The 24,892-nt window shown below is 67.5% G+C and carries 18 protein-coding genes and 1 pseudogene; 8 read left to right on the top strand and 11 right to left on the bottom strand.

Features of this window, described 5'->3' with window-relative positions; genetic code table 11:
• Positions 1–28: 28 nt before the first annotated feature.
• Complete coding sequence (locus KA383_03840) at positions 29–598, bottom strand: nitroreductase family protein (protein ID MBP7745238.1); 570 nt, start codon at positions 596–598, stop codon at positions 29–31.
• Positions 599–741: 143 nt separating this feature from the next.
• Entirely contained in the window at positions 742–1,776 is a 1,035-nt protein-coding gene (gene fliM, locus KA383_03835) for a flagellar motor switch protein FliM (protein MBP7745237.1), read from the bottom strand.
• Positions 1,777–2,212: 436 nt separating this feature from the next.
• On the opposite strand from fliM, the gene rpsB reads away from it, so the two are divergent.
• From rpsB to trxA, 5 genes are all read left to right on the top strand, one after another.
• The gene (gene rpsB / locus KA383_03830) at positions 2,213–3,088 is read left to right on the top strand and encodes a 30S ribosomal protein S2 (GenBank protein MBP7745236.1); all 876 of its coding nucleotides are present in this window, start codon (positions 2,213–2,215) and stop codon (positions 3,086–3,088) included.
• 102 nt (positions 3,089–3,190) lie between these two features.
• Positions 3,191–4,018, top strand: a complete 828-nt coding sequence (gene tsf, locus KA383_03825; protein ID MBP7745235.1) for a translation elongation factor Ts — start codon at positions 3,191–3,193, stop codon at positions 4,016–4,018.
• A gap of 522 nt (positions 4,019–4,540) precedes the next feature.
• Complete coding sequence (locus KA383_03820; GenBank protein ID MBP7745234.1) at positions 4,541–5,755, top strand: ribonuclease D; 1,215 nt, start codon at positions 4,541–4,543, stop codon at positions 5,753–5,755.
• Positions 5,756–5,890: 135 nt separating this feature from the next.
• The gene (locus KA383_03815; GenBank protein ID MBP7745233.1) at positions 5,891–7,618 is read left to right on the top strand and encodes a radical SAM protein; all 1,728 of its coding nucleotides are present in this window, start codon (positions 5,891–5,893) and stop codon (positions 7,616–7,618) included.
• A gap of 95 nt (positions 7,619–7,713) precedes the next feature.
• Positions 7,714–8,049 (top strand): thioredoxin, encoded by a 336-nt coding sequence (gene trxA / locus KA383_03810; protein MBP7745232.1) that lies wholly within the window; start codon positions 7,714–7,716, stop codon positions 8,047–8,049.
• 305 nt (positions 8,050–8,354) lie between these two features.
• Here the strand turns inward: trxA and KA383_03805 are convergent, their stop codons facing one another.
• The 4 genes from KA383_03805 to KA383_03790 form a co-directional block, all read right to left on the bottom strand.
• Positions 8,355–9,371, bottom strand: a complete 1,017-nt coding sequence (locus KA383_03805) for a hypothetical protein (GenBank protein ID MBP7745231.1) — start codon at positions 9,369–9,371, stop codon at positions 8,355–8,357.
• Positions 9,372–9,684: 313 nt separating this feature from the next.
• Positions 9,685–10,242, bottom strand: a complete 558-nt coding sequence (locus tag KA383_03800; GenBank protein ID MBP7745230.1) for a response regulator — start codon at positions 10,240–10,242, stop codon at positions 9,685–9,687.
• Between the two features lie 187 nt (positions 10,243–10,429).
• Positions 10,430–11,488, bottom strand: coding sequence for a hypothetical protein (locus KA383_03795; protein ID MBP7745229.1), 1,059 nt, complete (start codon positions 11,486–11,488; stop codon positions 10,430–10,432).
• Positions 11,445–11,807, bottom strand: coding sequence for a hypothetical protein (locus KA383_03790; GenBank protein MBP7745228.1), 363 nt, complete (start codon positions 11,805–11,807; stop codon positions 11,445–11,447). The genes KA383_03795 and KA383_03790 overlap by 44 nt, the downstream gene beginning before the upstream one ends.
• Before the next feature lie 285 nt (positions 11,808–12,092).
• Between KA383_03790 and KA383_03785 the strand changes: the two genes are divergently transcribed.
• Positions 12,093–12,275, top strand: coding sequence for a hypothetical protein (locus KA383_03785; protein MBP7745227.1), 183 nt, complete (start codon positions 12,093–12,095; stop codon positions 12,273–12,275).
• 191 nt (positions 12,276–12,466) lie between these two features.
• Complete coding sequence (locus KA383_03780) at positions 12,467–13,864, top strand: hypothetical protein (protein MBP7745226.1); 1,398 nt, start codon at positions 12,467–12,469, stop codon at positions 13,862–13,864.
• Between the two features lie 90 nt (positions 13,865–13,954).
• Here the strand turns inward: KA383_03780 and KA383_03775 are convergent, their stop codons facing one another.
• From KA383_03775 to KA383_03765, 3 genes and pseudogenes are all read right to left on the bottom strand, one after another.
• Complete coding sequence (locus KA383_03775; protein MBP7745225.1) at positions 13,955–14,311, bottom strand: hypothetical protein; 357 nt, start codon at positions 14,309–14,311, stop codon at positions 13,955–13,957.
• 121 nt (positions 14,312–14,432) lie between these two features.
• Positions 14,433–16,496 carry a hypothetical protein gene (locus KA383_03770; protein MBP7745224.1) on the bottom strand — a complete coding sequence of 688 codons (2,064 nt, stop codon included), beginning with the start codon at positions 16,494–16,496 and terminating at the stop codon, positions 14,433–14,435.
• A gap of 1,505 nt (positions 16,497–18,001) precedes the next feature.
• Positions 18,002–18,184, bottom strand: a pseudogene (locus KA383_03765) (sodium:proton antiporter).
• A 197-nt stretch (positions 18,185–18,381) separates the two neighbouring features.
• Here KA383_03765 and KA383_03760 point away from each other — a divergent pair.
• Entirely contained in the window at positions 18,382–19,329 is a 948-nt protein-coding gene (locus tag KA383_03760; GenBank protein ID MBP7745223.1) for a calcium/sodium antiporter, read from the top strand.
• A gap of 15 nt (positions 19,330–19,344) precedes the next feature.
• Here KA383_03760 and KA383_03755 read toward each other — a convergent pair whose 3' ends face one another.
• Positions 19,345–21,549 (bottom strand): GreA/GreB family elongation factor, encoded by a 2,205-nt coding sequence (locus KA383_03755; GenBank protein MBP7745222.1) that lies wholly within the window; start codon positions 21,547–21,549, stop codon positions 19,345–19,347.
• A 99-nt stretch (positions 21,550–21,648) separates the two neighbouring features.
• Entirely contained in the window at positions 21,649–24,672 is a 3,024-nt protein-coding gene (locus tag KA383_03750; protein MBP7745221.1) for a hypothetical protein, read from the bottom strand.
• Between the last annotated feature and the right edge of the window lie 220 nt (positions 24,673–24,892).

Below are 24,892 nucleotides of genomic sequence, written 5' to 3'. Positions count from 1 at the left end.
AACCTGAGATCACCTGGCCGGCGGAAGGCTAACTCTCCGCCCGCCCGTAGGCGTTGAACCACGCGCGCTGCTCGAACGGCAGCTTGTCGCGGCGCGGCCCCGGCTCCGTTGGCACGCCGATCGGCAACAGTACACGAATGACCTTTTCATCCGGCACGCCGAGCAGGCGCCCGATGGTCGCCGCGTGGTCCCCGATGCGCAGCCAGCCATCGATCCAGACCGAGGCGTAGCCGAGCGCGGTGATCGCCAGCAGCATGTTCTCGACCGCCGCCGCGCAGTCTTCGACCTGGAAACTGAACCCCTCGTAGATGGGCGGCGGCTGCCGGTCCACGAGGCACGCGATCATGGCGCGGGCCTGCTGCACGGCAGTATTGCTCGCATGCAGCCGCCCGATCTGTGCCAATAGCTCGGCATCATCCACGATGATGAACCGGGTCGTTTGCCCGTTCTTGCCCGAGGGTGCCTGCAAGCCGGCCTGCACGATGCGGCGCAGGTCGGCACGCGGCACCGGCTGGGCACGATACGGGCCGCGATAGCTGTAACGCTGGGCCAATGCGTCAAACACGTCCATCGCACGCTCCTGACATTCGTGTGGCATGCGGCCCGCCTAGGCCAGCGGCGTGCATTGTACGGCGCCGCGCAATTGCTCCAACATGCGTACGATGGGCGTTTTGCCGTTCGCGCGGCCGGCAGGACCCCCGCGCCACCCCTGTTTCGAGTCACATGCGCTGCGGTAGCACGCTAAATGGCTTCGTCGATCTCCGCCCGGCGCGTGATGCGCAGGGCGCGGCGGCCGCGGTACTGGCCGGCAACGCCGGCAAACTTATTGCGGCCTTCGATCTGAAGGAGGAGTTCCTTCTTGACGTGCTTTTCGAGCTGGATGATGTCGCCGGGCCGCAAGGCGCGCAGCTCGCTGAGCCGCACCTGCGCGCGGCCGAGGAACGCGGTGAGCCCGACCTTGCCATGCGTCAGGTTGCGGACGATGCGCTGCCGCTGCGTCTGCGTCGCGCCCTTGCGCGCGTAGCCGAACCACGATTGCGTGGTGAGCTTGCTCAGCACCGACTCGATCGTGTTGAACGGGATGCAGATGCTCATCGTGCCCGCGCACTGGCCCATCTTGATCTCGAAGGTGATGAAGACCACCACTTCGGTCGGCGCGACGATGTGCACGAGCTGCGGGTTGCTCTCGGTGTCAACGACATCGAACTTCGCTTCGACGAGATTGCGCCATACCTCCGACAAGTGCTCCAGCGCTTTGTTGATCAGCCGGCGCATCAGCCGCCATTCGATCGCCGTCAGCGGCCGCTGCGGAATGAACATGTCTGAGCTGCTGCCGCCCAGCAGGCGATCAATGATGGGATAGACGATCAACGGGCTGATCTCGACGCACATCTGCCCTTCGAGCGGCGGCGCCTGGACGATGACGAAGCACGTCGGGTTGGGCAGCGAGTGAATGAACTCGCTGTACGTGAGCTGCTCGACGCCGACCACCCGCACGTCAATGATCGTCCGCAGGAACCCCGACAGCGTCGCGCCGAAATTCCGCGCGAAGCCGTCGTGAATCGAGCCCAGCGCGCGAATATGGTCCTTGCTGACGCGCTCTGGCCGCTTGAAGTCGTACGTGCTGACGTCGTGGCGCGCGAAGCCCGCGGTCGCGTCCAGCCCCGGCGGCGGCTTCACCGCGACCGTAGTTGGAGTCTCGGGCGTGCCCGCGGCCTCCTCGGCGACCGAGGCCAGCAGCGCGTCAATTTCGCTTTGGTCGAGAACGTCGCCCATGGTTACCTTGCACGCCAACCACCCCGGGCCGGGCGCGGCGCGCCCGCCACAGGCGGCACGACGGTGGTTGCTACTCACGCTATCGGAACGCTGCCGGGGCGAGCTTTGGCCCGGAACGCCTCCGGCACGCCCGGACGTGCGCGACCCGGCAAGGGCTGCGCACGGACCTCGGCGACCGCCCATAGACGCCCCGGCGCAACCTTCGCGCCGCTGCTGAGTTACAGGACTGTCGCCCGGCCGCGGCGGCGGCGCGATTCGGCCCGCGCCGGCTGCTTGACGGCCGGGCCGCCCGCCCACTACCATGATGGGTCTGCGGAATGGGCGTCTGCGGCCACGTGTGCCCGCGTCGGGCGCAGTGGAAACTTGATTCGAGAAGCCCTGGGGGTCGCCCAGAGGGCTGTACGTTGGCTCCCTGCCCGGGGAGCGGAGGTGATGTTTGGCTTCTTCTCTGGTCCGCGAACTCCTGGATGCGGGCATCCATTTCGGTCATCGCTGCAGTCGCTGGAACCCGAAAATGGCCCCCTTCCTCTACGGCAAACGCAACGCCATCCACATCATCGACATTCGTGAAACGCTCCGGGGGCTCCTGAAGGCCAAGAAATTCGTCGCGCAGGTCGTGTCGCGCGGCGGCGACGTGCTCTTCATCGGCACCAAGCGCCAGGCGCGCGAGATCGTCGAGCGCCACGCCCGGCGCTGCGGCATGCACTTCGTCACCGAGCGCTGGCTCGGCGGCACCCTTACGAACTTCCGCACGATCCGCTCGCGCCTGCAGCGGCTCGAGGAGTTGGAAGCCCTCGTTGCCAGCCCCGAGTGGGAAACCGGTTACTCCAAGAAGATGAAGTCGATGCTCTCGCGCGAGCTGCAGAAAATCCGGCGCAACCTCGATGGCATCCGGCGCATGAACCGGCTGCCCGCCGCCTGCATTATGGTCGACGTGCGGAAAGAGATTAACGCCGTCCGCGAAGCGCGCGCCATGGACGTTCCCACGATCTGCCTGCTCGACACGGATAGCGATCCCGATCTGGCGGACATCCCCATCCCCGGTAACGATGACGCCATGCGGGCGATCGAGCTGGTCATGCGTGAGATTGCCGACGCCGTCGAGGAAGGCAAGAAGGCCCGGCCCGAGCCGGTCGAGGCCGCCGAAACGCGCGAAGGCCCCGGCCCCGGCCGTGGTCGCCGGCCGCGCCGCGGTGGCCCGGATCTGCCCGCGCCACACGAGGGCGAAATGCCGTCGCCGGCCACGCTTGTGGTCCCGACCAGCGCGCCGGCCGACCTGCCGGCGCCGGGTGATGCCGCCGCGCCGGCCTAACGCGCACGCGTCGATTCGGGTTGCTCAGCCTAGTTTGCCCCCCGCCAAGGCCTGGCCGCCTGCCGCGGCCGGGCATGCGGTTCATAGAACAGGAGTCCGGCGATGGAAATTACCGCGGCCATGGTGAAGGCCCTCCGCGAGAAGACTGGCCTTTCGATGATGGAGTGCAAGAACGCGCTGGTCGAGGCCAATGGCGACATGGAAAAGGCCCAGGAGCTGCTCCGCAAGAAGGGGCACTCGCAAATGGAGAAACGCGCGGGGCGTGAGACGGCCCACGGGCGCATCGTCTGCCAGATCGACTCGGCTGCCGGCCGCGCGGCGCTGGTCGAGGTGCTCTGTGAGACCGAGCCGGTGACCGGCACCGAGGACTTCATCAAGCTCGCCGAGGCCGCTGGCCAGGTCGCCGTCAAACTCGCTGCGCCCACGCCCGAGGCCATCCTCGCGCAGCCGGTGCCCGGCGACACCAGCCGCAAGGTCAGTGACCTTCTGCATGACGCCGTGAACCGCATCCGCGAGAACATCAAGATCGGGCGCGTCGCCGCCGTCTCCGGCCACTTCGGCCACTACCTGCACCATGACCGCCGCAAGGGCGTGCTCGTCGAGTTCACCGCTCCCTGCCCCGCGGAGGTCGCCGCCGACGTGTGCATGCACGTCGTGTCGATGCGGCCGCCGTTCGCCCGGCGAGAAGAGGTCGATGCCGCCCTGATCGAGAAGGAGCGGCAGTTCGCCACGGAACAGGTCCAGGGCAAGCCGGCGAACATGATCGAGAAGATCGTCACCGGCAAGCTCAACCGCTGGTTCGGCGAAATGGTCCTGCTCGAACAGCCCTTCGTGAAGGACGACAAGCAGTCGGTCGGCGACTACCTCCGCCGCCACTCGCCGGACCTCTCCGTCAAGCGTTTCTTCCGCCTGGAGATCGGCGAGGCGTAGGCAACGCGATCGCCCTACCCACGTGTCCCGAGTGTGCCGGGCGCATTCCCGCTGACGGCTTTCAGTTACCGCGCGCGGCGCAACCGTAGACCCCGCGCATAGCCTGCGCGGTTCAGCAGCTACGTCTCACGCGCCCTCATGGGTAACTCTCCGCACCGCCGATAACAGCCATGCCGGCACGGGCTCCCTAGCCGGCAGATGTGCCATGGAGGGCACGACCCTTGGCGCGCGAGGGCGCGTGGCGGCGGATTGCGGTCTGCCGCGGTTCCTGTAGCCGGGCACGGACGCCTGGTGCAGCGAATCTGCCCCTCGCCCACCAAGTCTCAACCACGACGCGGTTGGCCGTGCGGCGCGCCTCGCCTGCGGCCCAGCGCGCCTGGTTCACGCAGGCGACACCAGCGCGATGACTGGACACGCTCCCGGGTTCGGTGTACCTACTTCTCCCATGCGACTGTCAACCGACCGGCCTGCAGGCGCCACGCCGGCGGGTTGCCCCGTGCAACGGGCGTGAACGAGTGCAGGATGCGACCACCCGAGATCATCAGCAAGCAGGCAACGCTCGATGCCCGGTGCGAGGAATGGCGCAAGGCCGGATCCTTTGCGTTCGACACCGAATTCATCCGCGACGACACCTACGATGCGACGCTGTGCCTGATCCAGGTAACCACCGACGGCACGGCCGCGTTGATTGACCCCACGGCCGACGTCGACGTGCGCGTCTTCTGGCAGCTTGTCGCCGACCCGGCCGTGATGACGATCGTCCACGCCGGCAAGGAGGACTTCGAGGTCTGTTTGCGCACGACCGGCCAGGTGCCGCGCAACGTCTTTGATGTGCAGGTGGCCGCCGGCTTTGTCGGTCGCGGCTATCCGCTGAGCCTCGTCCGACTGGTCGAGAGCGTCCTCAAGCGTCGCATTTCCAAGGGGCAGACCCTGACCGACTGGCTGCGCCGGCCGCTGACACCCGCCCAGATTCGCTACGCGGTCGAGGATGTCATCTACCTGCCGGCCATACAGGCTCAGCTCGCCAGCGAGATCGAACGGGCGGGGCGCACCACCTGGCTGGCGGAGGAGATGCGGGACTTCGAGCAGGCGGAATTCTACCGGGCACCGGTCGAGGACCGGGCCTTGCGCCTCAAGGGGAGCAAGAAGCTGGACGGCTTGGGGCTCGTCGTGCTGGAACGGCTCGTCGAGTGGCGGGACCAATGGGCACAGTCGCGCAATCGCCCGTTGCGGGCGCTGATGCGCGATGACATCCTCGTCGAGATCGCCCGCCGCCGACCACAACACGAATCCGACCTCGAAGTCATGCGCGGGTTCCCGCAGGCCCGCAACCACAAGGTCATCCACGAGCTGCTCGACCTGATCGCCGAGGCGGCCAGAACACCGCCGAGCGAGTGGCCGCAGCCCTACGAGCATCGCGAGGATTCGCCGATGGCGATCGCGACGCTCGATCTGCTTTCCGCCGTCACGCAGGCCATCTGTCACGAGGAGCAGCTCAGCCGCAACCTGCTGGGTGGCACGCAGCGATTGCGGGATCTGATGGACTTCCAGGCCGGGCACAGGACCGAGCGCCCAGCCTTGCTGACCGGCTGGCGCGAGCAGTTCATCGGCCGCCGGCTGGTCGAGTTGCTGGATGGCCGGAGCGAAATCCACCTTTCCGGCTGGCCGGCGCGCCCGCGCCTCGACGTCGTGGCCCACGGCTCCGGACGCAAGAAGCGGGCGGAGGCGCGGAAATAGCTCCCCCACGCCGTTGTGCGTTCGCCCCCGAACCGCCGGCCAAACCACTCGCCCTTATTGGAGGTCAACCGTATAGTGAGCATCTTATGACGCGGCGCCGGTCACCGGGCACCGGCGTAGACAAGGACGCCATGCATGCCGCACCGTGACGACTTGCCCTTCGCCGGTCCCGCAGGCTACGACAGCCGCACGGAGACCGCTGCGCACACGACGGCGTCCCGGCTTCACAAGACCTATTTGGACACCGGTGCGGTCTCGGACAATCCGAACAAGAACGCCGGCCGCGCTGACGACGGGCACATCTCCTCGCAGCAGTACGCGTGCGGCGGCAGCTTTTTGCAGCGCCCCGCCGAGCACACCCGCGCGATCGACCTGAACTTTCACCACCCGCTCGAAGACTGGCTCGGGCGCGACTTCGCCCGTCGCCTGCTGCGCTGGGTTTCGCGTCCCCGCGGCGGCGGCCAGACCATCATCGAGGAAGTTCTCGCCTCGTATGGCAATCCGCAGGCGCCGTGGTCACAGCGTCTCAAGTACTGGCCGCTGCACAGGTTCATCGACCGCATGCGCGGCCAGACGTCCATCGAGACGTTTCGCACCCGCGTCAGTGAGCACAGCAGCACGGTCCGCGGCCTGGTTGCCACCGCGCGCAGCGTCGCCGAGTTCGGCCTGACCGTGCCGCAGCGCTTCTCCGCGCCGCTGTTCAGCGTGTGGAACTTCACCAACCGCTGCAACCTGCGCTGCCGGCACTGCTACCAGGACAGCGCCCACAGCGCCCTTGCGGACGAGCTCACGCTGGACGAGAAGTTCGACCTCGTCGACCAGATGGCCGCCGAGTACGTCCCCATGATCGCCTTCGCCGGCGGCGAGCCCACGATCTGCCCGGACCTGCTGCCGGTGCTCCGCCGTTGCCAGAAATACGGGCTGCATGTCAGCGTCGCCACACACGGCGGCACAATGACGCCGCGGCTGGCCGCGGAGCTGGCCGACGCGGGCGCTCGCTACATCGAAATCTCGCTTGACTCCGTGCACCCGGAGAAGCACGACGCCTTTCGCGGCCAGCCCGGCATGTGGCACCGCACCGTGCGCGGCATGCGCACCGTCGTCCAGCAGCCCGGCCTGCGGCTCGGCATCGCGATGTGCGTCCACCAGGGCAACTTCGACGAAGTCGAGGACATGCTCCAGTTCGCCGTCGACATCGGCGCGTCCTGCATCGCGCACTTCAACTTTATCCCCGTCGGCCGCGGCCTGGAAATGACGGAGGGCGATCTCACGCCGCCGCAGCGCGAATGGCTCCTGCGCACATTCAACACGTGGATGCAGTCTGGCCGCATCGGCGTCATCTCCACCGCCCCACAACTCGGCCGCGTGTGCCTCGTGCATTCCGCGCCCGAGGGGCGGCAATCGTGCTCGCACGCCGGCTCGGGCGGCGGATGGAAGGCGCGCGTCGTCGCGAAGTACCTCGGGGGCTGCGGCGCTGGGCGGACGTACGTCTGCATCGAACCCAACGGCGACATCACGCCCTGCGTATACATGCCGCAGCGCGTCCTGGGCAATATCCGCCGTCGCCGGTTCGCGGACATTTTCCGCCACAACGAGTTCTGGGAGCTGCTGTGCGACCGGACGAAGCTGACGCATCACTGCGAGGTCTGCCGCTTCAAGAACTACTGCGGCGGCTGCCGGGCGCGGGCGGACAGCTATTACGGCACGATCAACGCCGGTGATCCCGGCTGCATCTTCAACGAGAAGCACTGGGACGAGCTGGTGCTGCGTGGCGCCGCCACCGCACCGCCGGGCGCTCCCGTGGCGGTCCGCGGTTACGACGGCTGTAAGACGACCTGGGTCGCGGATCGGCCGCGTGCCTGAGGCCTGCGCCGGCGGTTTGACAAGCCGCTAACGGGGCCTAGAATCGGTCCCGAGGTGCCAGGCACAGACCGTGGTGCGAACGAGAGGAACACAGCATGGCCGGCGCAAACACGCTGACGTTCACCGACGACAATTTTGAAGCCGAAGTGCTGAAGTCTGACGTGCCCGTGCTCGTCGATTTCTGGGCCCAGTGGTGCGGACCCTGCCTGATGCTCGCCCCCACCATCGATGAGCTGGCCACGGCGTACGCGGGCAAGGCCAAGGTCGGCAAGGTCGACGTGGACCAGGCGGCCGGCCTCGCGAGCCTGTACGGCATCCAGAACATCCCGACCGTGCTGATTTTCAACGGCGGCGAGCAGAAAGAGCGGATCGTCGGAGCCAAGCACAAGCGTGACTACCAGGCGGCGCTCGACGCCCAGATCGGTAAGTAGCCCACGCCACGCCGAAAACCCCCTCCCACGGCCACAGCCACGGCCCACGTGCGCAAAGGCCTGCCGCCCAACTCGGCGGAACCGCCGGCGCGCCTGCCGTGCCGCGTGAATCCCCGTCCCCCGCGCCGCCGGTCAGCGCTGGTCCTGTTCCGGCCACCACGGCTCCACGCTGATGCGCGGCTGGTCCGCGTCCTCCGACCGGCCAAACAGGAACGTAAAGCTCGCCAGCATCAGCCCGAAGCCCACAAACCACAGCAGCATGCTCACGACGACCACCTGCTCCGCGCCCGGCGTCCGTGCCTCCGCTACGGACTTTCCCAATTCACGCCCAGTTGCACTACCGCCGGCACCTTGTCCTCCGTGTCTGCCAGGTATTCCACCCACGAGGTGGCCTCGCCGGCCTGCGCATAAACTGTGAACTGATAGACGAACACGCCCTCCGACTTGCGCCCCGACAGCTCCGCCAGCCCCCCCGTGATCCGCGTGAAACGCAGTTCCGTCGGCGACGTGACCTCAAAAACCGCCTCGTAGCTCTCGAGGTTCGTGATCCACGCCGTGAAGTACGCCAACTCGAATCCGTCCTGCCACTCGAAGCGGCGTTCCGGCGTCGGCTTGATCTTCAACGGCGGGGCGGCCTGCACGATGTACTTCACCGTGTCCACGTCCCGCTCGCCAGCCGCGTCGGTGACCGTCAACTCATACTCGTATGTCACGCCGCGCCAGCTCGCCCGCTGCCCCGCCCGCAGTCCGCGCGCCACCGTCACCAGCGCGGCCGGATTCTCGATGACGAGAGTGGCCGGCCCACTCACCTGCTGCCATTCGCACGTGACGCCCGAGCCCGTGGTCGCGCTGCCGTCCAGCGGCAATTCGTCCCACCCCAGCCAGATCACGCGATCCGGCCCCGCGTCCGCGAACAGCGGCGCCACGTCCGGCTCCGGCGGCGGCTCGGACTCCGGCTCGTCGGACGCGTCCCCGGCGTCCGGCTCCGGCGTGGGCGGCGGCTCCGGCAGATCTGGTGCCGGCTCTCCATTCTCGGCGGCCGGTTGATCTTGCGCTGCCACCGGCTCGGGGGGAGCGGCGTATACGTCATCAGCGGCGCCCGTGACGCCCGTTTCTTCAGTCTCGCCGCCGGGCGCGCTGGTGCCGACGCGGCGCGTGACCGTGCGGACGAATTCCTGCCCGTCCGCATGGCCCGCGCGCGCGGACGCATTTTCCGTCGCGTCGCCGTTGCCGCGCGCGCTGGCCGACTGGGGCACGTAGCCGCTGAAGATCATAAGGCTAACGCCCAGCGTGAAGCAGATGATGAAGAGGACGGGTTTCATGGGCGCACCTCACCCGCCGGTGGCGCATGCGCGAAATCTATGCATCTAGCCTATTCATCGAATACCTGCGGCCGAGAGCGAAGCCGATCCACGACGTTTTTTAAAACGACCGATAATATCAACCCTGCAAGCAGACCTCTCCGCCGCCGCGGCGTTCCGACATGCCCGGTACTCTAAAGTCTGAGGACATGCGCCACCTACCGCACCCCGCCGCCGGGCGCAAGACCCGCCCGTACCGGGGTTTTGCCACGCGAGCCCCCGCAGTCTCCGCGCCCACAACCTCGGTCGGCAGTTCCCGCGCGTCGCGGCGGCCTCAGGGCCCAGCCGACCGCTGCGGCGCGACGGCATCGGCGCGGGTCGCGTATGGCCGCAACTCCTCCGGCGCGCATTCATCGAGTAGCGCGAAGTACCGCGCACCGCACGAGGCACACACCCAGCTCTCGCCCTGCTCACCCGGCACCGGCAGCCGGAGTGGCAACCGTCGGCCGCAGGTCACGCACGCCTCAACGCGCGTACTCAGCACGCGCGCCAAGTCATCGAGGCGCCATGGCTTCTGCAGATAGCGACTCACGCCGGCCAGCGCGAATTCGCGTCGGCGATCCGAGCCGCTGTTGCCCACAATGGCCGCACTCGGCCGCGCGCGCCGCAGCGTGTCGACTACCCCCACGACGCGACTGCTGACCGTCGGGTGATCCAGCAAGACCGCATTGATGGAGTCATCGCCCTCGAGAACTCGAATCCCCTCCTCGTACGAGGCGGCGGTGGACGCCGCGCAGCCGGCGCTGCGCAACTGCGCGACCACGACCCGGCGAAAATCGGCGTCGTCGTCAATGATCAGCAGGTGCATCCCGCTCAGTGCCGGTGTCATCATGCCCGTCCTGCTCCGGTTGCCCGCTCCGCCAGTCCGCGCCCACGTCGGGCGGCGTACACGCTACGGTGACACCTATCGGCATTCAGTTCGCGCGGGCGCATACCCTCCCGCCCCAGCGCGCCGCGTTCAGGCACGCTGTGATTCAGTTCTGAAACACTCGTCTTTGCGCTTTGGAGACGCGGATGCCCTACTGTTCCGCCTGGCGACCCCACGACGGCAGCGGCTTGCGCTCGCCACGGCGCACTTGCGCGAGGGTTTCCTCGTAGTCCGGGAAGCCGCCATGCTCCGCGAAGGCCTCAAACATGACGTAGCGGCGGTCGGTCGTCACGCCGATGGCCTCCGCGTCGTTATAGTCGCTCGCGATCAGGCCGCCATGCGGCGTGCCGTAGTACTCGCAAATATCGCGGGCCTGCTGGCGGATCTGGTCGTAGGTGCCGCGCGGCAGCGTGCTCTGCGTATCCACGATCGCCTCGAAGCAGATCTTGCCGCGAAACGCGTCGCCGAACTCGCGCAGTCCAACGGTCTCCGGTTGCTGGTTGTTGATGACCTCGAGGCCGCACTCGATCAGCTCGGGCACGATCGTGTTGATCTTGCCGCACGAGTGCATCCACGTGTGCATGCCCAGGGCCTTGATCTCGGCGAACCACTTGGCGTAGCGCGGCTTGAAGAACTCGCGGAACATCTTCGTGCTGATGAACGCGCGATCCTGGACGCCCCAGTCATCCGCCATGGCCGCCGCGTCGATGCGCCCCCCCGCGATCTCCTGGCACCTGCGCAGCACGACGAGATGGAAGTCCAGGATGCGGTCCAGGATTTCATGGACTTCGTCCTTGTGCCGCGTCAGCGCCAGCATGGCCTGCTCCATGCTGAGCATCATGTGCAGCCGCTCCCACAGGCCGTGCCCGAAGCAGAACATGACGAAGCGGTCGCCGGCGCGCGAAAGCTGGTCCTCAAAATCCACGTAGCGGCGCGGGTCGGTCGGATCGGGCCAGCGGTAGTCCTTCAGCTTGGTCACGTCGCGGAGCGGGTGCGCGACCACCTGGCCCGAGTTCGCGACGGCGGTCTTGCCCCAGACGCAGCCCCACTCGTCCGCCATGCGGTCGCCCGGAAAGCCCCACGTCCAGCCCGCCGCGTCGCGGGTCCAAACGTCGTAGCAGTCATTCACGCCGACGATATCGAACTTCATGGGCAACCGGGGCGGATCAGCGAACGTGATCGCCCGCCGGACGATCTCTCTGGACGTCATACACTCTCTCCGTATCGCGCGGTTCCACGAATTCCACTGTCCCGCGCGTAACCTCAAAGTATACGCTCTCCTGCCGCAGTTCGCGTGCGATCTCCGCCGCCGCCTGTCGGACCTCGTCAATCCGCTCCGGCGGCACGGCAACCCAGATCGCCAGCGAGCGCTCGTCGGCGCGCGACCCATCCGCCATGCGATACGCACCCGCGACCACGCCGGCCATGGTGTACCCGCCGAACCGCGCGTACAACTGGTCCAGGAGCCGCGTCTGCACCTCGGCCGGCACCGCGGCGCCATCGTTGTACGCGAGCGGGATCAGCAACATGCACCTCGCCCACGCTTGCTCTGCGCCAACGCCGGTTCGTGTAGGCGGCGTCTGACAGCCCCCGGACAGGGCAACTGCCAGCCATCCAACAAGCACCATGGCGCCCAGAGCGTGGCGACGCACGGCCAACCTCCACACCGGCATCCTACCGCCGCCGCGGAAGCGCGTCGCCCGCCGGAGCCCGGTGCCGCGACCGTCGCCGTGCGCGCTTACGGGCGCTTTTGTAAATGCGCTGCCCTAACGTCGCCGGCAGCCTGGCATCTATACCGCTAAAGGAGCGCGCGCATGAACCGCATCACTCGCAAGGCTTTTGTCCTGCCCTTTGTGCTATCCGCGATCTTCGTCGACCTCGATGGCTGTTGGCGACCGGTTACTGCCGCCTTGGACTGGATCGGCATCGACGTCTCCACCGACCACGGCGACATCATCATCGACCCGTTCGACTTCGACGACGACAACGACGATTAGGCCGCGGTCCAAGCCTTGTTCACACGCCGCAGCGTAGGTCTCACGCGGGTAATTGCTGACGCGCACCACCCCGAGCGTCCCACGCGCTGATACAATGCGCGCGCCGACGCCGGCGGTGCTTCACTCCGAGGCCATCCCGTCGTCGATCGCGGCAGACCGCCGCCAGCTCGAAACCGCAGGGAGGTCGAAACATGCCCCGTGCGCAGTTCATGGCCGCACTGTGCCTCGCCCTGATCGTCACTCTCGGCACGTCGCTCGCCTGCCGCCCACCCGCTGGTAACGGCGACGCCAACACACCCACCGGCGACAACAACAATCCGACGGACAACAATACGCCCGCCGATGATGGCAGCGTGCCGGCAGAGCGGCTCCAGCCCGCTGACTTCACGTACCAGGGCGCGTTCCGTCTGCCTGCGGACTTCAACTGGGGCGCACACGGCGTCTCCTACTATCCGCTCGGCAACGGTGGCGCGGGCTCGCTGCTCGTCACCGGCTTCGAGCTCCCGTCCGACCCGGCCCATCCGGGCGAGTCGTGCTATGACGCGTCCTGGAATTGCCGGGCGTACTACGGCGAAGTCGCGATTCCAGCGCTCGCCACGGCGGCCAACTGGGAGGACCTGCCCGAAGCGACCATCCTGACGGCGCTGACGGCGTTCGACGGCGGCCTCGCGGCCACGGTGCACCGGGAATACACCTACATCGCTGATATCGAATATGTGGCCCGGCGTGGCTCGCAGACGCAGGACAAGCTGTATGGCTCGCTCGTGCTCTGGTACGCCGAGGGGGTGGTGGGCGAAGCGACGTTCCCCACGATCTGGATGGCGAACCTGGACGGCTCGAGCCCGCAGGGCATGTTCCAGGTCGGCCCGGACGAATCGCCGTATCACGGCCGCAAGATGGGAGCTTATCTGTTCACCGTGCCGGCGTGGTACGCGGACGAGTACCTCGGCGGTCGAACGCTGGTCACGGGGCGGTCGCGCGGCACGCCGCTCACCGGCACCAACCCCGTTTCGATCGACGGCGGCTCGCAGGGGCCGACACTCTTCGCGTTCGAGGCGTGGGACACGGACACCGCGACGGGCAACCTCGACGCGCTGCCGATGCTGTACTATCGCGTGGCGTTTCCCGACTGCGGCGGGCCCAACGTCGGCGACCCGAATAACTGCGACTACCCCGACTTCACGATGTGTGACGACTGGACGGGCGGTGCGTTCGTCGAGAGCGCGACGGCCCGCGCTATTCTGCTACTGGGCTACAAAGGGCTGGGCTCGAACTGCTACGACGAGCCGCCGGTGGACTGCGAGGATCCGTGCAGCGAGGCCCACGGCTATCACTGCCAGCCGTACGAGCGGCAGGTCATCTTCTACGACGTGCATGCGATCGGCCAATCGGCGCAGGGCGAGCAGGATCCGTGGGTGGTCGTGCCGTACACGATCTGGCGGCCGACGGAGTTCTATCTGCAAACGGCCCCGTGCTGGAACATGGGCGGCATGGCGTTCGACGCGGCGGGCCGGCGCCTCTTCATGGTCGAGCGCGGCCTGGGCGAAGGCGAAGCCAACGCGGCGGTGGTGCACGTCTGGTCGCTATAGCCCACGCCCAACCAGAACCCCGAGCGGCAGCGCGCGGGGCCGCGCAGCCAATCAGAGCCCCGAGCGCGAGCGAGCGGGTCCACAGCTAGATCAGACGATAATCTGTATCCCTGGCGCAAGCACCTGAAATGATTCATACGACGCGCTATCGTCGTGGACCTTGAGGACTTCGGCGTTCGTGAACGACAACGCCAGCGTCTGATTAGCCTCGCTGGTCGCTCTCTCAATTCGGGAGCCAAGCAGTGACACGAGCGTCGTGGCCTGCGTGGATAGGGCTGCTTGGCTGTGTTTGTCCATTGCTGGCCGGAGGTGCTCAAAGTCACACTCGATGTTCACCGCGACTTCGCCATCGAACCGCAGCGCTACTTGATGGAGGCCAATGCACACCTGGAGAAGTTCCTTGCCGACCAGGAAGCTCCAGTCGGCGTCGCTTGGAATTCCATACATGCGCTGTCGTCCGTCTCTCCCGGGTGGCGGCTATCAGGAGCCAGCCGGTCAAGACCGGCCACGGTCGCACTTCGCCCCGCGGCGGCGAGTGCGCGCGGCAGAAAGACTCCCGACCCCTTTTCTACGGGGAGCAGGGCTCTTTCGGGTCTGGCCAGCTTAGCGGCGGGTCGGTGCCGCAGAAGTCGCGGTCGCCCCAGGAGACGAAGGCGCCGCCGGCCTCGAGGGCCTCCACGACCTGGCAATCCGCGGTGTCGCCCTGGGCCGGGTCGCAGTTTTCGTCCAGATCGCAGCAGTTCAGCGTGATGTAGATGTAGCGCCCCGCGAACGCCGCGCTCTGCAGCGGGCCGATGTCCGTGATCGGATTCTCATCGAGGCGGAGCGATATGAGGCTCGCCAGGGCCGTGACATCGGCCACGCTGGCAATCTCGTTGTAGCCCGCGTTCAGGGTCTGCAGCTTCGTCAGCCCGGACACGGGGCCCAGACTGGTGAGGCTGTTGCCGTCGACGCTCAGCCAGGTCAGCTCCGTCATGCTCTCGACCCCGACCGCACTCGCCAGCTCCCGGTTGCGCTGCCAGTGGAGGCGCAGCTCGGCCAACTTCGTTAGTCCCGCGATGGGCGTCACGCTCGTGACGTGATTGCGCGCCAGGTCCAGATTCACCAGCGTCGTCAGGCCCGCCAGCGGGCTGATGTTCGTGATGTTGTTGTCGTCGAGGATGAGCCCGGTCAGCTTGGTCAGGCCGACCAGCGGCGACAGGTCCTCGATCTCGTTGCTGCCGAGGTTCAGGTAGTCGAGGTTCTTGCACGCCTCCAGCCCGGCAAGACTGCTGATGCCGACGTTGCGCGCGTTGATGTACGTCACCTGCTCCAGGTCGGCAGTCGTGAGCTCGCCGTCGGGCTTGTTCAGCACGTTGCGCACCGCGCGCTCCAGGCAGTTGTCGGCGATGAGTGCCGGCTGCAGTTCCTCCCACAGCACCGTCGAGCGCACGCCGGTGAGCTGCAGCGTGACCTTCTTAAAATCCGGGTCCGCCGCGTTCGGATCGATCGGGGTCCAGTAGTCGTGATCCGTGTTGTCGAACCAGAACCCCACCTCTACCGGCGCCCAGTAGGTCGTGTCGCCGAGCATGTTGTACATCGACTTCGCCCAGTCCGTGTTCTTGCCTGCGTCGATCGCGTCATTGAAGCTCAGCACCGCGAGTGCCCCGCAGTCGAGCGACACGGCGTCCGGCCAGCCGCCCTGTCCGCTGTAGCAGAAGCCGAGCCAGACCAGCGGCCGGCTGGTCGTGAAGTTGTTGCCGCGCTTGAAGCCTGCGGCGCTCAGCTTGATCAGGATTTCCCGGCGGCCGGGCTCGAGGTATTCGCACCGGCTGACCATCACCTCGTCCGGGATCATGCCGGCCAGCTTCAGCAGGCCGATCGTGAGTGGGTCCGCGATCTCGCCCGTCATCAGGTAGACCTTCTCCACGTTCTTCTCGCTGGGCCAGGGGGTGCCGTGTGAGTGAATGTGGACGACGCCATAATCGGCCAACTTGAGAAACCGACTCATCGTGCACTGCTCCCCCGTATACACGGTGAAGCGGTCGAGCTGGCAGGCGTCGAAACGCGCATTCGCCGTCGCGATGACGTCGTCCGCCCATGGTTCGCGCTCCCAGTAGTGCGGGCACAGGTAGACGGTCTTCTTCGAGTTGGGCTTGACCTTGGCGCGCCCGGCCAGATCCTTGCCGATCGGCATCGCCGGTTGCAGCCCGCGCGCCGTTGCGGCTTCCTGGATATTGGGATCCTGGTCACCCTGGTCGAGCACGATTTCGGCGCGCAATCCGTCGGTGTACTCGATCGACACGCCCGCCGCCGTCGCGATCACCTGCGCGATGTCGGCTTGCTCTCCGAGCAGAGTCAACAGTTGGTCGCGGGCCGCGTCGATTCCATCGGCCTGCAAGATGGCCTGGACTGCAGTGTCGGTTTCAGCCAGCGTGGCCAAGCGGGTGGTCACGTCATCCACGAAGGCCTGGTCCACGTTTGCCGCATCGACGCCCAGGATCTCCGCCAGGCTCGCCGGCGGGCTGTTCGCGTCGTCGCCCGCCGGGTCATTCGCGTCATCCGTGGCGGGTGGCGTGCAAGCCGCGCCGACCAGGACGAAGACCGCCAGCCCGGTGCCCAGCAGCACCCATCGCCAACGCAACGCTCTCATGATTTGTCTCCCACGTATCCGAGGCCTGGAAATGCCGCCACGGGCTGATCGTCCAGCCCGATTGATCGCGAGTCGCGACCTCATTTCCATGGTACCCATTCACCCCCTGCCGCTGCAACGATGACTTTGTTTCGCCAGCGTGGCTGCGGGCTTGGCGCATTCCACCCCCCTGCGTGCCTTCGTGCCTGCTTCTACAGCCGCATGAAGATGACCGTTACCAGCACGAACAGCGGAATCAGGATCAGGCACGAGTAGGCCATGTAGCCGAAGAAGCTCGGCATCTTCACGCCGGACTGCTCGGCGATGGCCTTGACCATGAAATTCGGGCCGTTGCCGATGTAGGTGTTCGCGCCCATGAACACTGCGCCGCAACTGATTGCGATCAGCAGTTCGACCGGAATCGAGCCCGTCGCCGTCTGCACCCCGTGCATGAGCGTCATGCCCGGCGGCGCCAGCGTGCCGGCGGTGGCAAAGTACACGACGTACGTTGGGGCGTTGTCGAGGAAGCTGCTCAGGACGCCGCTGGCCCAGAAGAACTGCCACGGTTGGGTCAGGCCCAGCTCCGGCCCCTTCGTCTGCAGGATTTCAATCGGCACTTGCATCGTGATGAAGATGCCGATGAACAGGCACGCGACTTCGCCGATCGCGACGAAGTTGAACTGGTTCTCCCGCCGCAGAGCCTTCGCCGTCGTCAGCATGGACAGCCCCGCCATCGCGAGCTGCACGATCTCGCGCAGGTATGGGAAGGCGTGCCAGTTCGTCCCGGGAAACGGTTTGCTGGGGTCGAGGGTGGCGACGGCGACGACCACGCCGAGCAGCCAGACGATGTTGAGCAGGCCGGCCACGTGCATCGGCTGGATCTGGGTCTCGTCGCGCGCGAGGGCCGCGGCCGGCTCGCGCTGGTAGGCCCACGTATCCCAGCACCAGTAGATCACCAGCAGCAGCGCCAGCATGAAGAGCCACACGTTCCACAGCCGCAGCGTCCAGAAGAAATCAACGCCCATCAAGTAGCCGAGGAACAGCGGCGGGTCGCCGATCGGCAGCAGCGAGCCGCCGATGTTGGCCACGATGAAGATGAAGAACACGACGGTGTGGACCTTGCGCGTCCGCTCCGAGTTCGTCTTCAGCAGGAAGCGGATCAGCACCATCGCCGCGCCCGTCGTGCCGATCAGGCTCGCCAGCAGCCCGCCGGTCGCGAGAATCGCGGTGTTGACGGCCGGCGTCGCCCGGATATCGCCGCGTACAACGATGCCGCCCGCGATGACGTACAGGCTGAAGAGCAGCACGATGAACGGGATGTACTCGGCGAGCACGGCGTGATGCAGCACGGCTCCGACGGTCGGCAGGCCGCTCTCCGTGCGCGCGTGCGCGGGCGCCGCCGCGTGGGGCAGGCTCTCCGGCTGGGACGTGATCGACTCCGTCACTGGCTGGCTAGCGGCATGCTCCTTCTCGTGCTTCACCACGCCTTGGCCACGGAAGCCGTAATAGAGGAGCGTGATGGCCGCGAGCACCAGCGCGATGAGCAACTTGTTGCGGTTGTGCTCCCACCAGTGAGCCGCGCGGTGCACGAGCGGCAGGATGGCGATGGCGAGCAGAATCGCCACGAACGGCCAGACCCAGAAGATGTGCGGAGCATACGAGTGTGCTTCAGACAGGATCAGAGCCACGGCTTGCGTTCCTTCGCGAATTGCCGCGTGCGGCGGCGCGCGGGCGCGCGCCGGCCAACCGCGCCAGGATCAGGCGGGGAGGATTCTACCGCAATGCCCCGGCGCGGCAACCCGGCCCGGGCGCTTGCCAAGCGCGCTGGTCGCGTCGATGCTGTGCGCTCGCTGCCAAGGCGGGTCGGCGTGCCGCGGGCCCGGAGAGTGTGGTGTCGATGTCCTGGCTGATTCATTCACTGTTACTCGTGAGCGGCGTGGTCGTGCTGGCGATCGGCGGGGAGGTCCTGATCCGCGGCGCGGCGCGCCTGGCGCGGGCCCTGGGCGTGTCGGCCCTCGTGGTCGGCCTGACCGTTGTCGCCTTCGGGACTTCCGCGCCCGAGGCCGCCGTGACGATTCTGGCGGCCGGTCAGGGGGCCCCCGACCTGGCCGTGGGCAACGTCGTCGGCAGCAACATCTGCAATGTCCTGCTCATCATCGGGCTCGCGGCCGCGTTCCGGCCGTTGACGGTGGCCGGCAACCTGCTGCGCGTCGATGGCCCGGCGATGCTTGTCACGTCGCTCGCATTCCTGGCCGTCGCGTGGGCCACGCACGGAATCGGCCGGGCCGTCGGAGCGTGCTTCGTGCTCGGGCTGATCATCTACACGTATTCCACCTATCGACTCGGACGGGCCACGTATGTGCACCAGGTCGAGGCGGTACCGGTCACCGGGTACGCCCGTCACGCGTGGTACAACGTCGTGCTGGTCGTGCTCGGCATCGCGGCGCTCATCGGCGGGGCGCGGCTGATGGTCGACGGCGGCGTCGGCCTCGCCCGGTGGCTGGGGGTGAGCGAGCGCGCCATCGGCCTCACGATCGTCGCCGTCGGCACAAGCCTGCCAGAACTGGCGACCAGCGTCGCCGCCGCGCGCCAACGGCAGCCCGACATCGCGATCGGCAATGTCGTCGGCAGCAACATTTTCAACGTGCTCTTCGTCGCCGGACTGGCGGCGCTGATCCAGCCGCTGCCGGTCAGCGCCGCGGTGCTCTGGTGGGATGGTCCGCTGATGATGGCCGCCGGCGTGTTGTTCTACATCGTGGCCGGCACGGGGCGCTGCGTGACGCGCTGGGAGGGGTTCCTGTTGCTGTCAGCGTACGCGGGCTACCTGGTCTGGACCGGGCTGCACGCCGGCTGAGTCGCGTGACCCACGTCAATGGGTCGTGAGTGCGTTGGCCAGGCCGATGAGTTCCCACTCGGTGTCGGCGCCATCGGCGGTGACCACGACGCGGTCCCCCACCTGCCGGCCCATGAGCTTCTGCGAGACCGGCGCGAGGTAGCTGTAGATGCCGCGCTCCACATCCGTCTCGAACGGCCCCAGGAACGTCATGACACGTTCGCGTCCATCGCTGACGGCGCGCACCGTGACGCGCGAGCCGATGCCGACCTGGTCGTGAGGCACGTCGTGCGGTGTCAGCGTGCGGGCGCGTGAGAGCTCATCGTTGATCGCGGCGACGCGGGCACGCAGCAGGTCGCGCTCCTCGAGGGCGAACTTGTACTCCGAATTCTCGCTCAGGTCGCCATGCGACGCCGCCTCGCCGATCCGCTTCGCATTCTCCGGCATCTTCACGTTGACGATCTCGTCGCGCTCGGCGGTGCGGCGCGCGAGGCCCTCCGAGGTGCACCAGAGCGTCTCGCGATCTTCCCACGGCGCGACCTGCTGGCGCTGCACCACCCAGAGTTGCGGATGCACGTCGCGCAGCAGGTCGAGCAGCTTGGCGGGGACGTTCTCGCCGAGGCCCTCCAGCCGCTGCAACTGCCGTCGCAGCGTGATCGCGGCGGCTTCACTGGCGCGCTGCAGGCATTGCCGCGCCTTGTCGTAGTCGCGGATGGCCAGCGCCGTTTTCATGCGCTGCCGGAACGCCTTGACCACCTCCGGCGCCGCGGTGACGGTGCGGCCCAGCGCGCTGAGTTCGTCGAGGATCAGACGGAACAACTCGTCATCGCTGGGCAACCGCAACTGGTCTTTCTGCTTCGGCCCCTTCCACAGCCAGTACAGCAGCTCGTGGTGCGCGACCGGGTTGCTCAGGCCCGTGTCGATGAAGGTCTGCACGACGTCGGCATGCCCGGCGGCCACGGCCGCCGCCACGATCTTGTCGAGCAACCCCGCGGTCGCGGTCGGCAGCCAGGCGAGGGCGTACTGCGCCCAGTCGTCGGGGCGTGCGGCCCGCAGTGCATCGAGCCCGCGCTCGCGCAGTCCTTCGTGCTCCACGCCGCGCAGCAGCAAGCCCGGATCGGCCGCGGCCCGCAGCATGGCCACCGCCCGCCCGCGCGACGCGTCGTCACTCGGTAGCCCCTTCTCGCTGAGTCGCTCCACCACCAGGGCACCGGCCAACGCCTCGGCCGGTCGCCGGCTCTCCACGGCCGCGATGTACTTGATCACGTGCTCGTGGAAACGGCGCAGGAAAGCCTCGTCCGGCGGTTCGTGGCGTGACGCCTTTTCGCGCAGATAGCTCTCAATCGTGCTCATCCACTCGATGGGGTCGTTCTGGCCCTGCAGGGCGTCCCAGGTCTCCTCCTCGTGCGTCTGGCCTGCCGCGCAGTACGACAGAATGACCGGTGCGCGGCCCTCGATGACGACGTGGGGCGAACGCTTCAGCAGTCCGCGGGCCTTGGTCCACCAGCGCGACCAGTCGCGTGTCTCGATGTACTTCGGCACGAGTTCGTGCTTCAGCAGATCAGCGTCAATGTGTCCGTCGTGGGCACGGATCAGCCCGATGACCACGCCCACGGGGTCGTCCTCGATCTTGCTGGTGAGCTGCTCCGGTCGCAGCTGGCGCAGCACGCGGAAGTCGTCGGGGGCGATGCGGTCATACTCGCGCGTCACCTCGGGCGCCGGGACGGTCGTCGTTCGTCCCTCGCGCCGCAGCGTGAACAGGCCCTTTTCACGATCGATTTCGGCCACCTCGACCACGCGGTCGTCCATGCGGCTGATCAGCGTGTCCCCCGGCTGCAGCGACAAACACAGGTCGAGCAGCTTGAGCGCATTGCGCACCGGTCGCCCGCCGTTGATGCCGGATGCCGCCAGCACCACCTCGAACCCGGGCGTTTGGCCATAGAGCCGGCGATACAGCTCGATCGTCGTGCGGCGCAGGTCGTCGTTCTTCGGCGCGGCGATCAGGGCGACGCGCACCAGAGCCAGTGCGGCCGCCGGATCGCGCGTCGCGTCCGCGTTCTCCAGCACCATCTGGGTCAACGTTGCCAGCCGCTCCGCCTGGCCGGCCCGCTCCAGTTCCTCGAACGGCCCGACAAGCTGCCCCAGCGTCAGCGTGCCGCTCTCCAGCAACTCCAGACAGCGGCTCTCGAAACGGTCGTAGCCGCCCGAGCGGGCCAATTCCAACAATTCCGAGACAGGCATAAACACCGTACCTCGTCGGACACAAAATCCCAACGCCTCGGGGCTGGCGGCGCCCGCCCCCTGCTGACCGAGCCGGCCTCGCCGGAAAAGCTCCGCACCCTACCCCTGATCGTCCCGCTTGTCCATGTCCTCGCGGGCCCGCCGTTTCGCCTTCAGCAGCCGGGACGTGTATTCACCCTCCGAAACGGCGGGTTTCCTGCCCGTGGGACGCGCCACGACCGGGGCATCCTGCTGGGTGGCCCCGCCCAGCGCGCGGCTCAGATCCTCCGTGGCCTTGGTATCCGGGGTGCGCGCCTCGTAGCGCGTGCCGGGCGCCGGGCCGCCGCCTTCCGCGCCGGCCTGTGTCGCGCGCTGCTCCTCGCGCACGCGGTCCCGCGCCCCCTTTAACGTCGAGAGCACGGCCGCCGCCTCGCTCGCCGGGCGCCCCCGGCCCGCCAGCTCCGCCAGGAACCGCCGCGCGTGGCGGTAAACCTCCAGCGGGTTGATGGCGATCCGCCGGATGGCGACATCCAGAATGAACAGGACCAGCATCCACTGGACGAGTGTCTCCCAGAGCGCGTGGCGCGCCTCCGTCCGCGTCAGCCCCGCCCGGTCGAAAACGGTCGCGGCGTCCTCCACGCCGAGCTGGCGACCCTTCGTGCGTGTGCGAATCTCGTCCAGCAGCGCGAGGTTGGGCTGCAACCGGCTGTATTCCGGCGAATAGGCCACCGAGACGCCCGTACGCAGTGAGCCGCTTTGCGTCTGCGCGCCCTGTCCGATCCGGTACGCCAGGTTGACGATGTAGTTGCCCCGATCACGGGCATCGAACTCCGCCTCGTACCGTCCCGGCCCGGTCTGCACGAGCCGCAGGGGCTGGGCCCGCTGCCCCGGGTCCACCAGGCTGCCCGCGACTTCCATGAAGTTGATCGCGTCCGCGTTCTTGTCGAGGGCGTCAATCCGCAGTCGCGCCTTGCCGCCATGCACGGTCGTGGTGACGTCGAACGCCGCCGCCTCGGACTGCCGCGACGTCCAGCGCGCCACCTGCGCCCAGAACTTGCTGAACTTCGGCCATTCGGCCCAGTTCGCCCCCCACTGGGCCCACAGGCCGCTCGTGAACGCGACGGTCTTGCCCAGTCCCACCTGCCAGTGCGCCAGCACCGGGTCGCTGCCTTCCTCCGCCTTGCGCACCAGCGGCACGTCCGCCAGCGGCTTGGCCGTCGTCAGCACGAACCCGCCCAGTTCCGGCACGCCATCCCCCGCCAGCCCTGGCACCACCGGCGACAGCGGGTTCACCAGTTGCGGCTGAAAGGGCGTCTCCTGCACCAGCGAACGCCGGACTTCGCGTGACTCCTTGATGAAGATCTGTGGGAGCTTGCTGAAGTCATTGGCGCGGTAGAAGCGCCCGCCGGTCGCCCGCGCGATTCCGTCCGCCTTGGCGTCGTCGACGAAGTGCCCGCCATAGCCGATGGCCACCGTCGAGCAGGTGATGCCGTTGTCCTTCATCGCCTTCAGCAGGTCGTCGCGCGGCGCCGACGGGTCAAAGTCGGAGATGACGATCATGTGCTTCGGGCCGACGTCCCTGCGCCCCAGCAGGGCCTCCACGCCGGGCCGCATGACCGCGTCAAGGTCGGGCAGGTCGCCCATGCTCATTTTCTTGATGGCGTTGATCACCGGCGTCCGCGCCCCGACCTCCTGCAGCGGCACCGCCCAGTGACCCTGCTGATCGCCCAGCCACTGCCACGCCAGCACGCCGACCAGGTCGCGGCTGCTGAGCGTCTTCACCGATTCGATCGCGCAGCGCTCGCCGATGTAGTTGCCCTGTTCGATCTCGCAGGCGTGCATCACCAGCACCAGCGCGCCTTTCAGGAACTGCCGCTTGTGCTTGATGTCGAAGCTGACGGGCATGACCTCTTCGACCGCGCTGCCCAGCCAGCCGCCGGCCCCGAAGGAATCGTCGCCACCCACCATCACGAGGCCGCCGCCCAGGTCGCGTACGTACACCGCCAGCGCGGTCTTCTCATCGTCCCGCAGGTCGCCGGCCGGCACGTTTGACAGAATTACGGCCGAATACTCCAGCAGCCGCACCTGGTCGAGCACGCTCTGGCCGGCCACCGCGATGTCGCAGACCAGCTTTTCCGACTCCAGGGCGCGCTGCAGTATCTCGGCCGAAGGCTGGGCGCTGCTCAGGTCCTTCGTGGTCGTCAGGATCAGGATCTTGCCCTGCCCCGATACGACCGTGAAGGCCTGGCCGGTGTTGTTGTCCTCAATCGCGTCGGCCTCCGCGACGTCCGGCACGAACTGCGCGCGGAAGCGATGCGCGCCCGCCACCCGCAGTGGCACGGGAATCGCCAGCCGGTTTGGCCCCGCCGTCAATTCCACCGGGTAGCCCGTGCCGGCTGCGGGGCCGTTGAGATCGACGAGCGTCTCGTTGTGCCACAGGAGCACCTTGCCGGCGGTCGGCTGCTGGGCGCGCAGCACCATCTGCAGGTTGATCGTCTCCTCGGCGGTCGCGGTGGGCGGTGCCTTGAGGCTTTCGAAGACGACCTCGTGGGTATGATCGTAGTAGATCGGCAACACGTCGATCGGAATGCCTGTGGCCGCCAGCCGGCCCACCTCGGCCAGCACGTCGCCCGCGTTCTCGTTGCCATCGGTGATCAGCACCAGCCGGCCGGCGGTGTCCGAGGGGAGCAGCGCCAAGGCCATGCGCGCCGCGGCGGCCAAGTTCGTCTGGTCCGGATCTACGGGTGCGCCGGGGGTATCCACGGCGAACGCGGCCATCGGCAACTGCTCGACATCGGCCGACCCGTCGAACGCAATCACGCCGATGCGGTCGTCACCCGCGCGTTTCGCGCCCACCTGCTGCAGGTACTCAAACGCCCGGCGTTGCAGGTCGGGCGGGATGCTCTTGGACCGATCAACGAGGAAGATGACGGAGAGGTCGTCGATGCGTTGCGTGCGCTGGGCGCCGGCCAGCGCCAGCACCATGACCACCACCACCACGCAGCGGGCGACAATCGCCAGCACGCGGCGCACCGGCCCCAGCCCGGCCAGCGAACGATACGACCACACGACCAGCAGCGGCAGCACCGCCAGCAGGGCGAGATAGCCGGGGGTCTCAAAGCGCAACAGCGCCAACAGGTACATCGCGGCCTCGCTATGGAGACTTTAGCATGAACCCGGCCGGCACGAAACGGTCGCCGGCGCATGGCGTACACGGCATGTCCCGACCTGCTGGCGCGGCCCGCAGACAACCAGCGGGCCCCGCTGTGCGACAGGACTTTTTTCGCGCGGCAAAACGGGCGGCGACGGTTCGCGGCGCCCAAGGCGCCGACTCACCGCCGCCGCTACGCACCCCGTCGATACA

It is taken from the genome of Phycisphaerae bacterium (assembly GCA_017999985.1).
Classification (GTDB): Bacteria; Planctomycetota; Phycisphaerae; order UBA1845; family Fen-1342; genus JAGNKU01.
The sequence above is the reverse complement of the archived record's forward strand: the minus strand, read 5'-3'. Positions and strand labels throughout refer to the sequence as shown.

What these genes read in the sequence shown, in the direction of transcription:
- KA383_03840 (MBP7745238.1), bottom strand. Translation starts at nt 598, where the DNA reads ATGCCACACGAATGTCAGGAGCGTGCGATGGACGTGTTTGACGCATTG.
- fliM (MBP7745237.1), bottom strand. Translation starts at nt 1,776, where the DNA reads ATGGGCGACGTTCTCGACCAAAGCGAAATTGACGCGCTGCTGGCCTCG.
- tsf (MBP7745235.1), top strand. Translation starts at nt 3,191, where the DNA reads ATGGAAATTACCGCGGCCATGGTGAAGGCCCTCCGCGAGAAGACTGGC.
- KA383_03820 (MBP7745234.1), top strand. Translation starts at nt 4,541, where the DNA reads ATGCGACCACCCGAGATCATCAGCAAGCAGGCAACGCTCGATGCCCGG.
- KA383_03815 (MBP7745233.1), top strand. Translation starts at nt 5,891, where the DNA reads ATGCCGCACCGTGACGACTTGCCCTTCGCCGGTCCCGCAGGCTACGAC.
- trxA (MBP7745232.1), top strand. Translation starts at nt 7,714, where the DNA reads ATGGCCGGCGCAAACACGCTGACGTTCACCGACGACAATTTTGAAGCC.
- KA383_03805 (MBP7745231.1), bottom strand. Translation starts at nt 9,371, where the DNA reads ATGAAACCCGTCCTCTTCATCATCTGCTTCACGCTGGGCGTTAGCCTT.
- KA383_03800 (MBP7745230.1), bottom strand. Translation starts at nt 10,242, where the DNA reads ATGATGACACCGGCACTGAGCGGGATGCACCTGCTGATCATTGACGAC.
- KA383_03795 (MBP7745229.1), bottom strand. Translation starts at nt 11,488, where the DNA reads ATGACGTCCAGAGAGATCGTCCGGCGGGCGATCACGTTCGCTGATCCG.
- KA383_03790 (MBP7745228.1), bottom strand. Translation starts at nt 11,807, where the DNA reads ATGTTGCTGATCCCGCTCGCGTACAACGATGGCGCCGCGGTGCCGGCC.
- KA383_03785 (MBP7745227.1), top strand. Translation starts at nt 12,093, where the DNA reads ATGAACCGCATCACTCGCAAGGCTTTTGTCCTGCCCTTTGTGCTATCC.
- KA383_03780 (MBP7745226.1), top strand. Translation starts at nt 12,467, where the DNA reads ATGCCCCGTGCGCAGTTCATGGCCGCACTGTGCCTCGCCCTGATCGTC.
- KA383_03775 (MBP7745225.1), bottom strand. Translation starts at nt 14,311, where the DNA reads ATGTATGGAATTCCAAGCGACGCCGACTGGAGCTTCCTGGTCGGCAAG.
- KA383_03770 (MBP7745224.1), bottom strand. Translation starts at nt 16,496, where the DNA reads ATGAGAGCGTTGCGTTGGCGATGGGTGCTGCTGGGCACCGGGCTGGCG.
- KA383_03755 (MBP7745222.1), bottom strand. Translation starts at nt 21,549, where the DNA reads ATGCCTGTCTCGGAATTGTTGGAATTGGCCCGCTCGGGCGGCTACGAC.
- KA383_03750 (MBP7745221.1), bottom strand. Translation starts at nt 24,672, where the DNA reads ATGTACCTGTTGGCGCTGTTGCGCTTTGAGACCCCCGGCTATCTCGCC.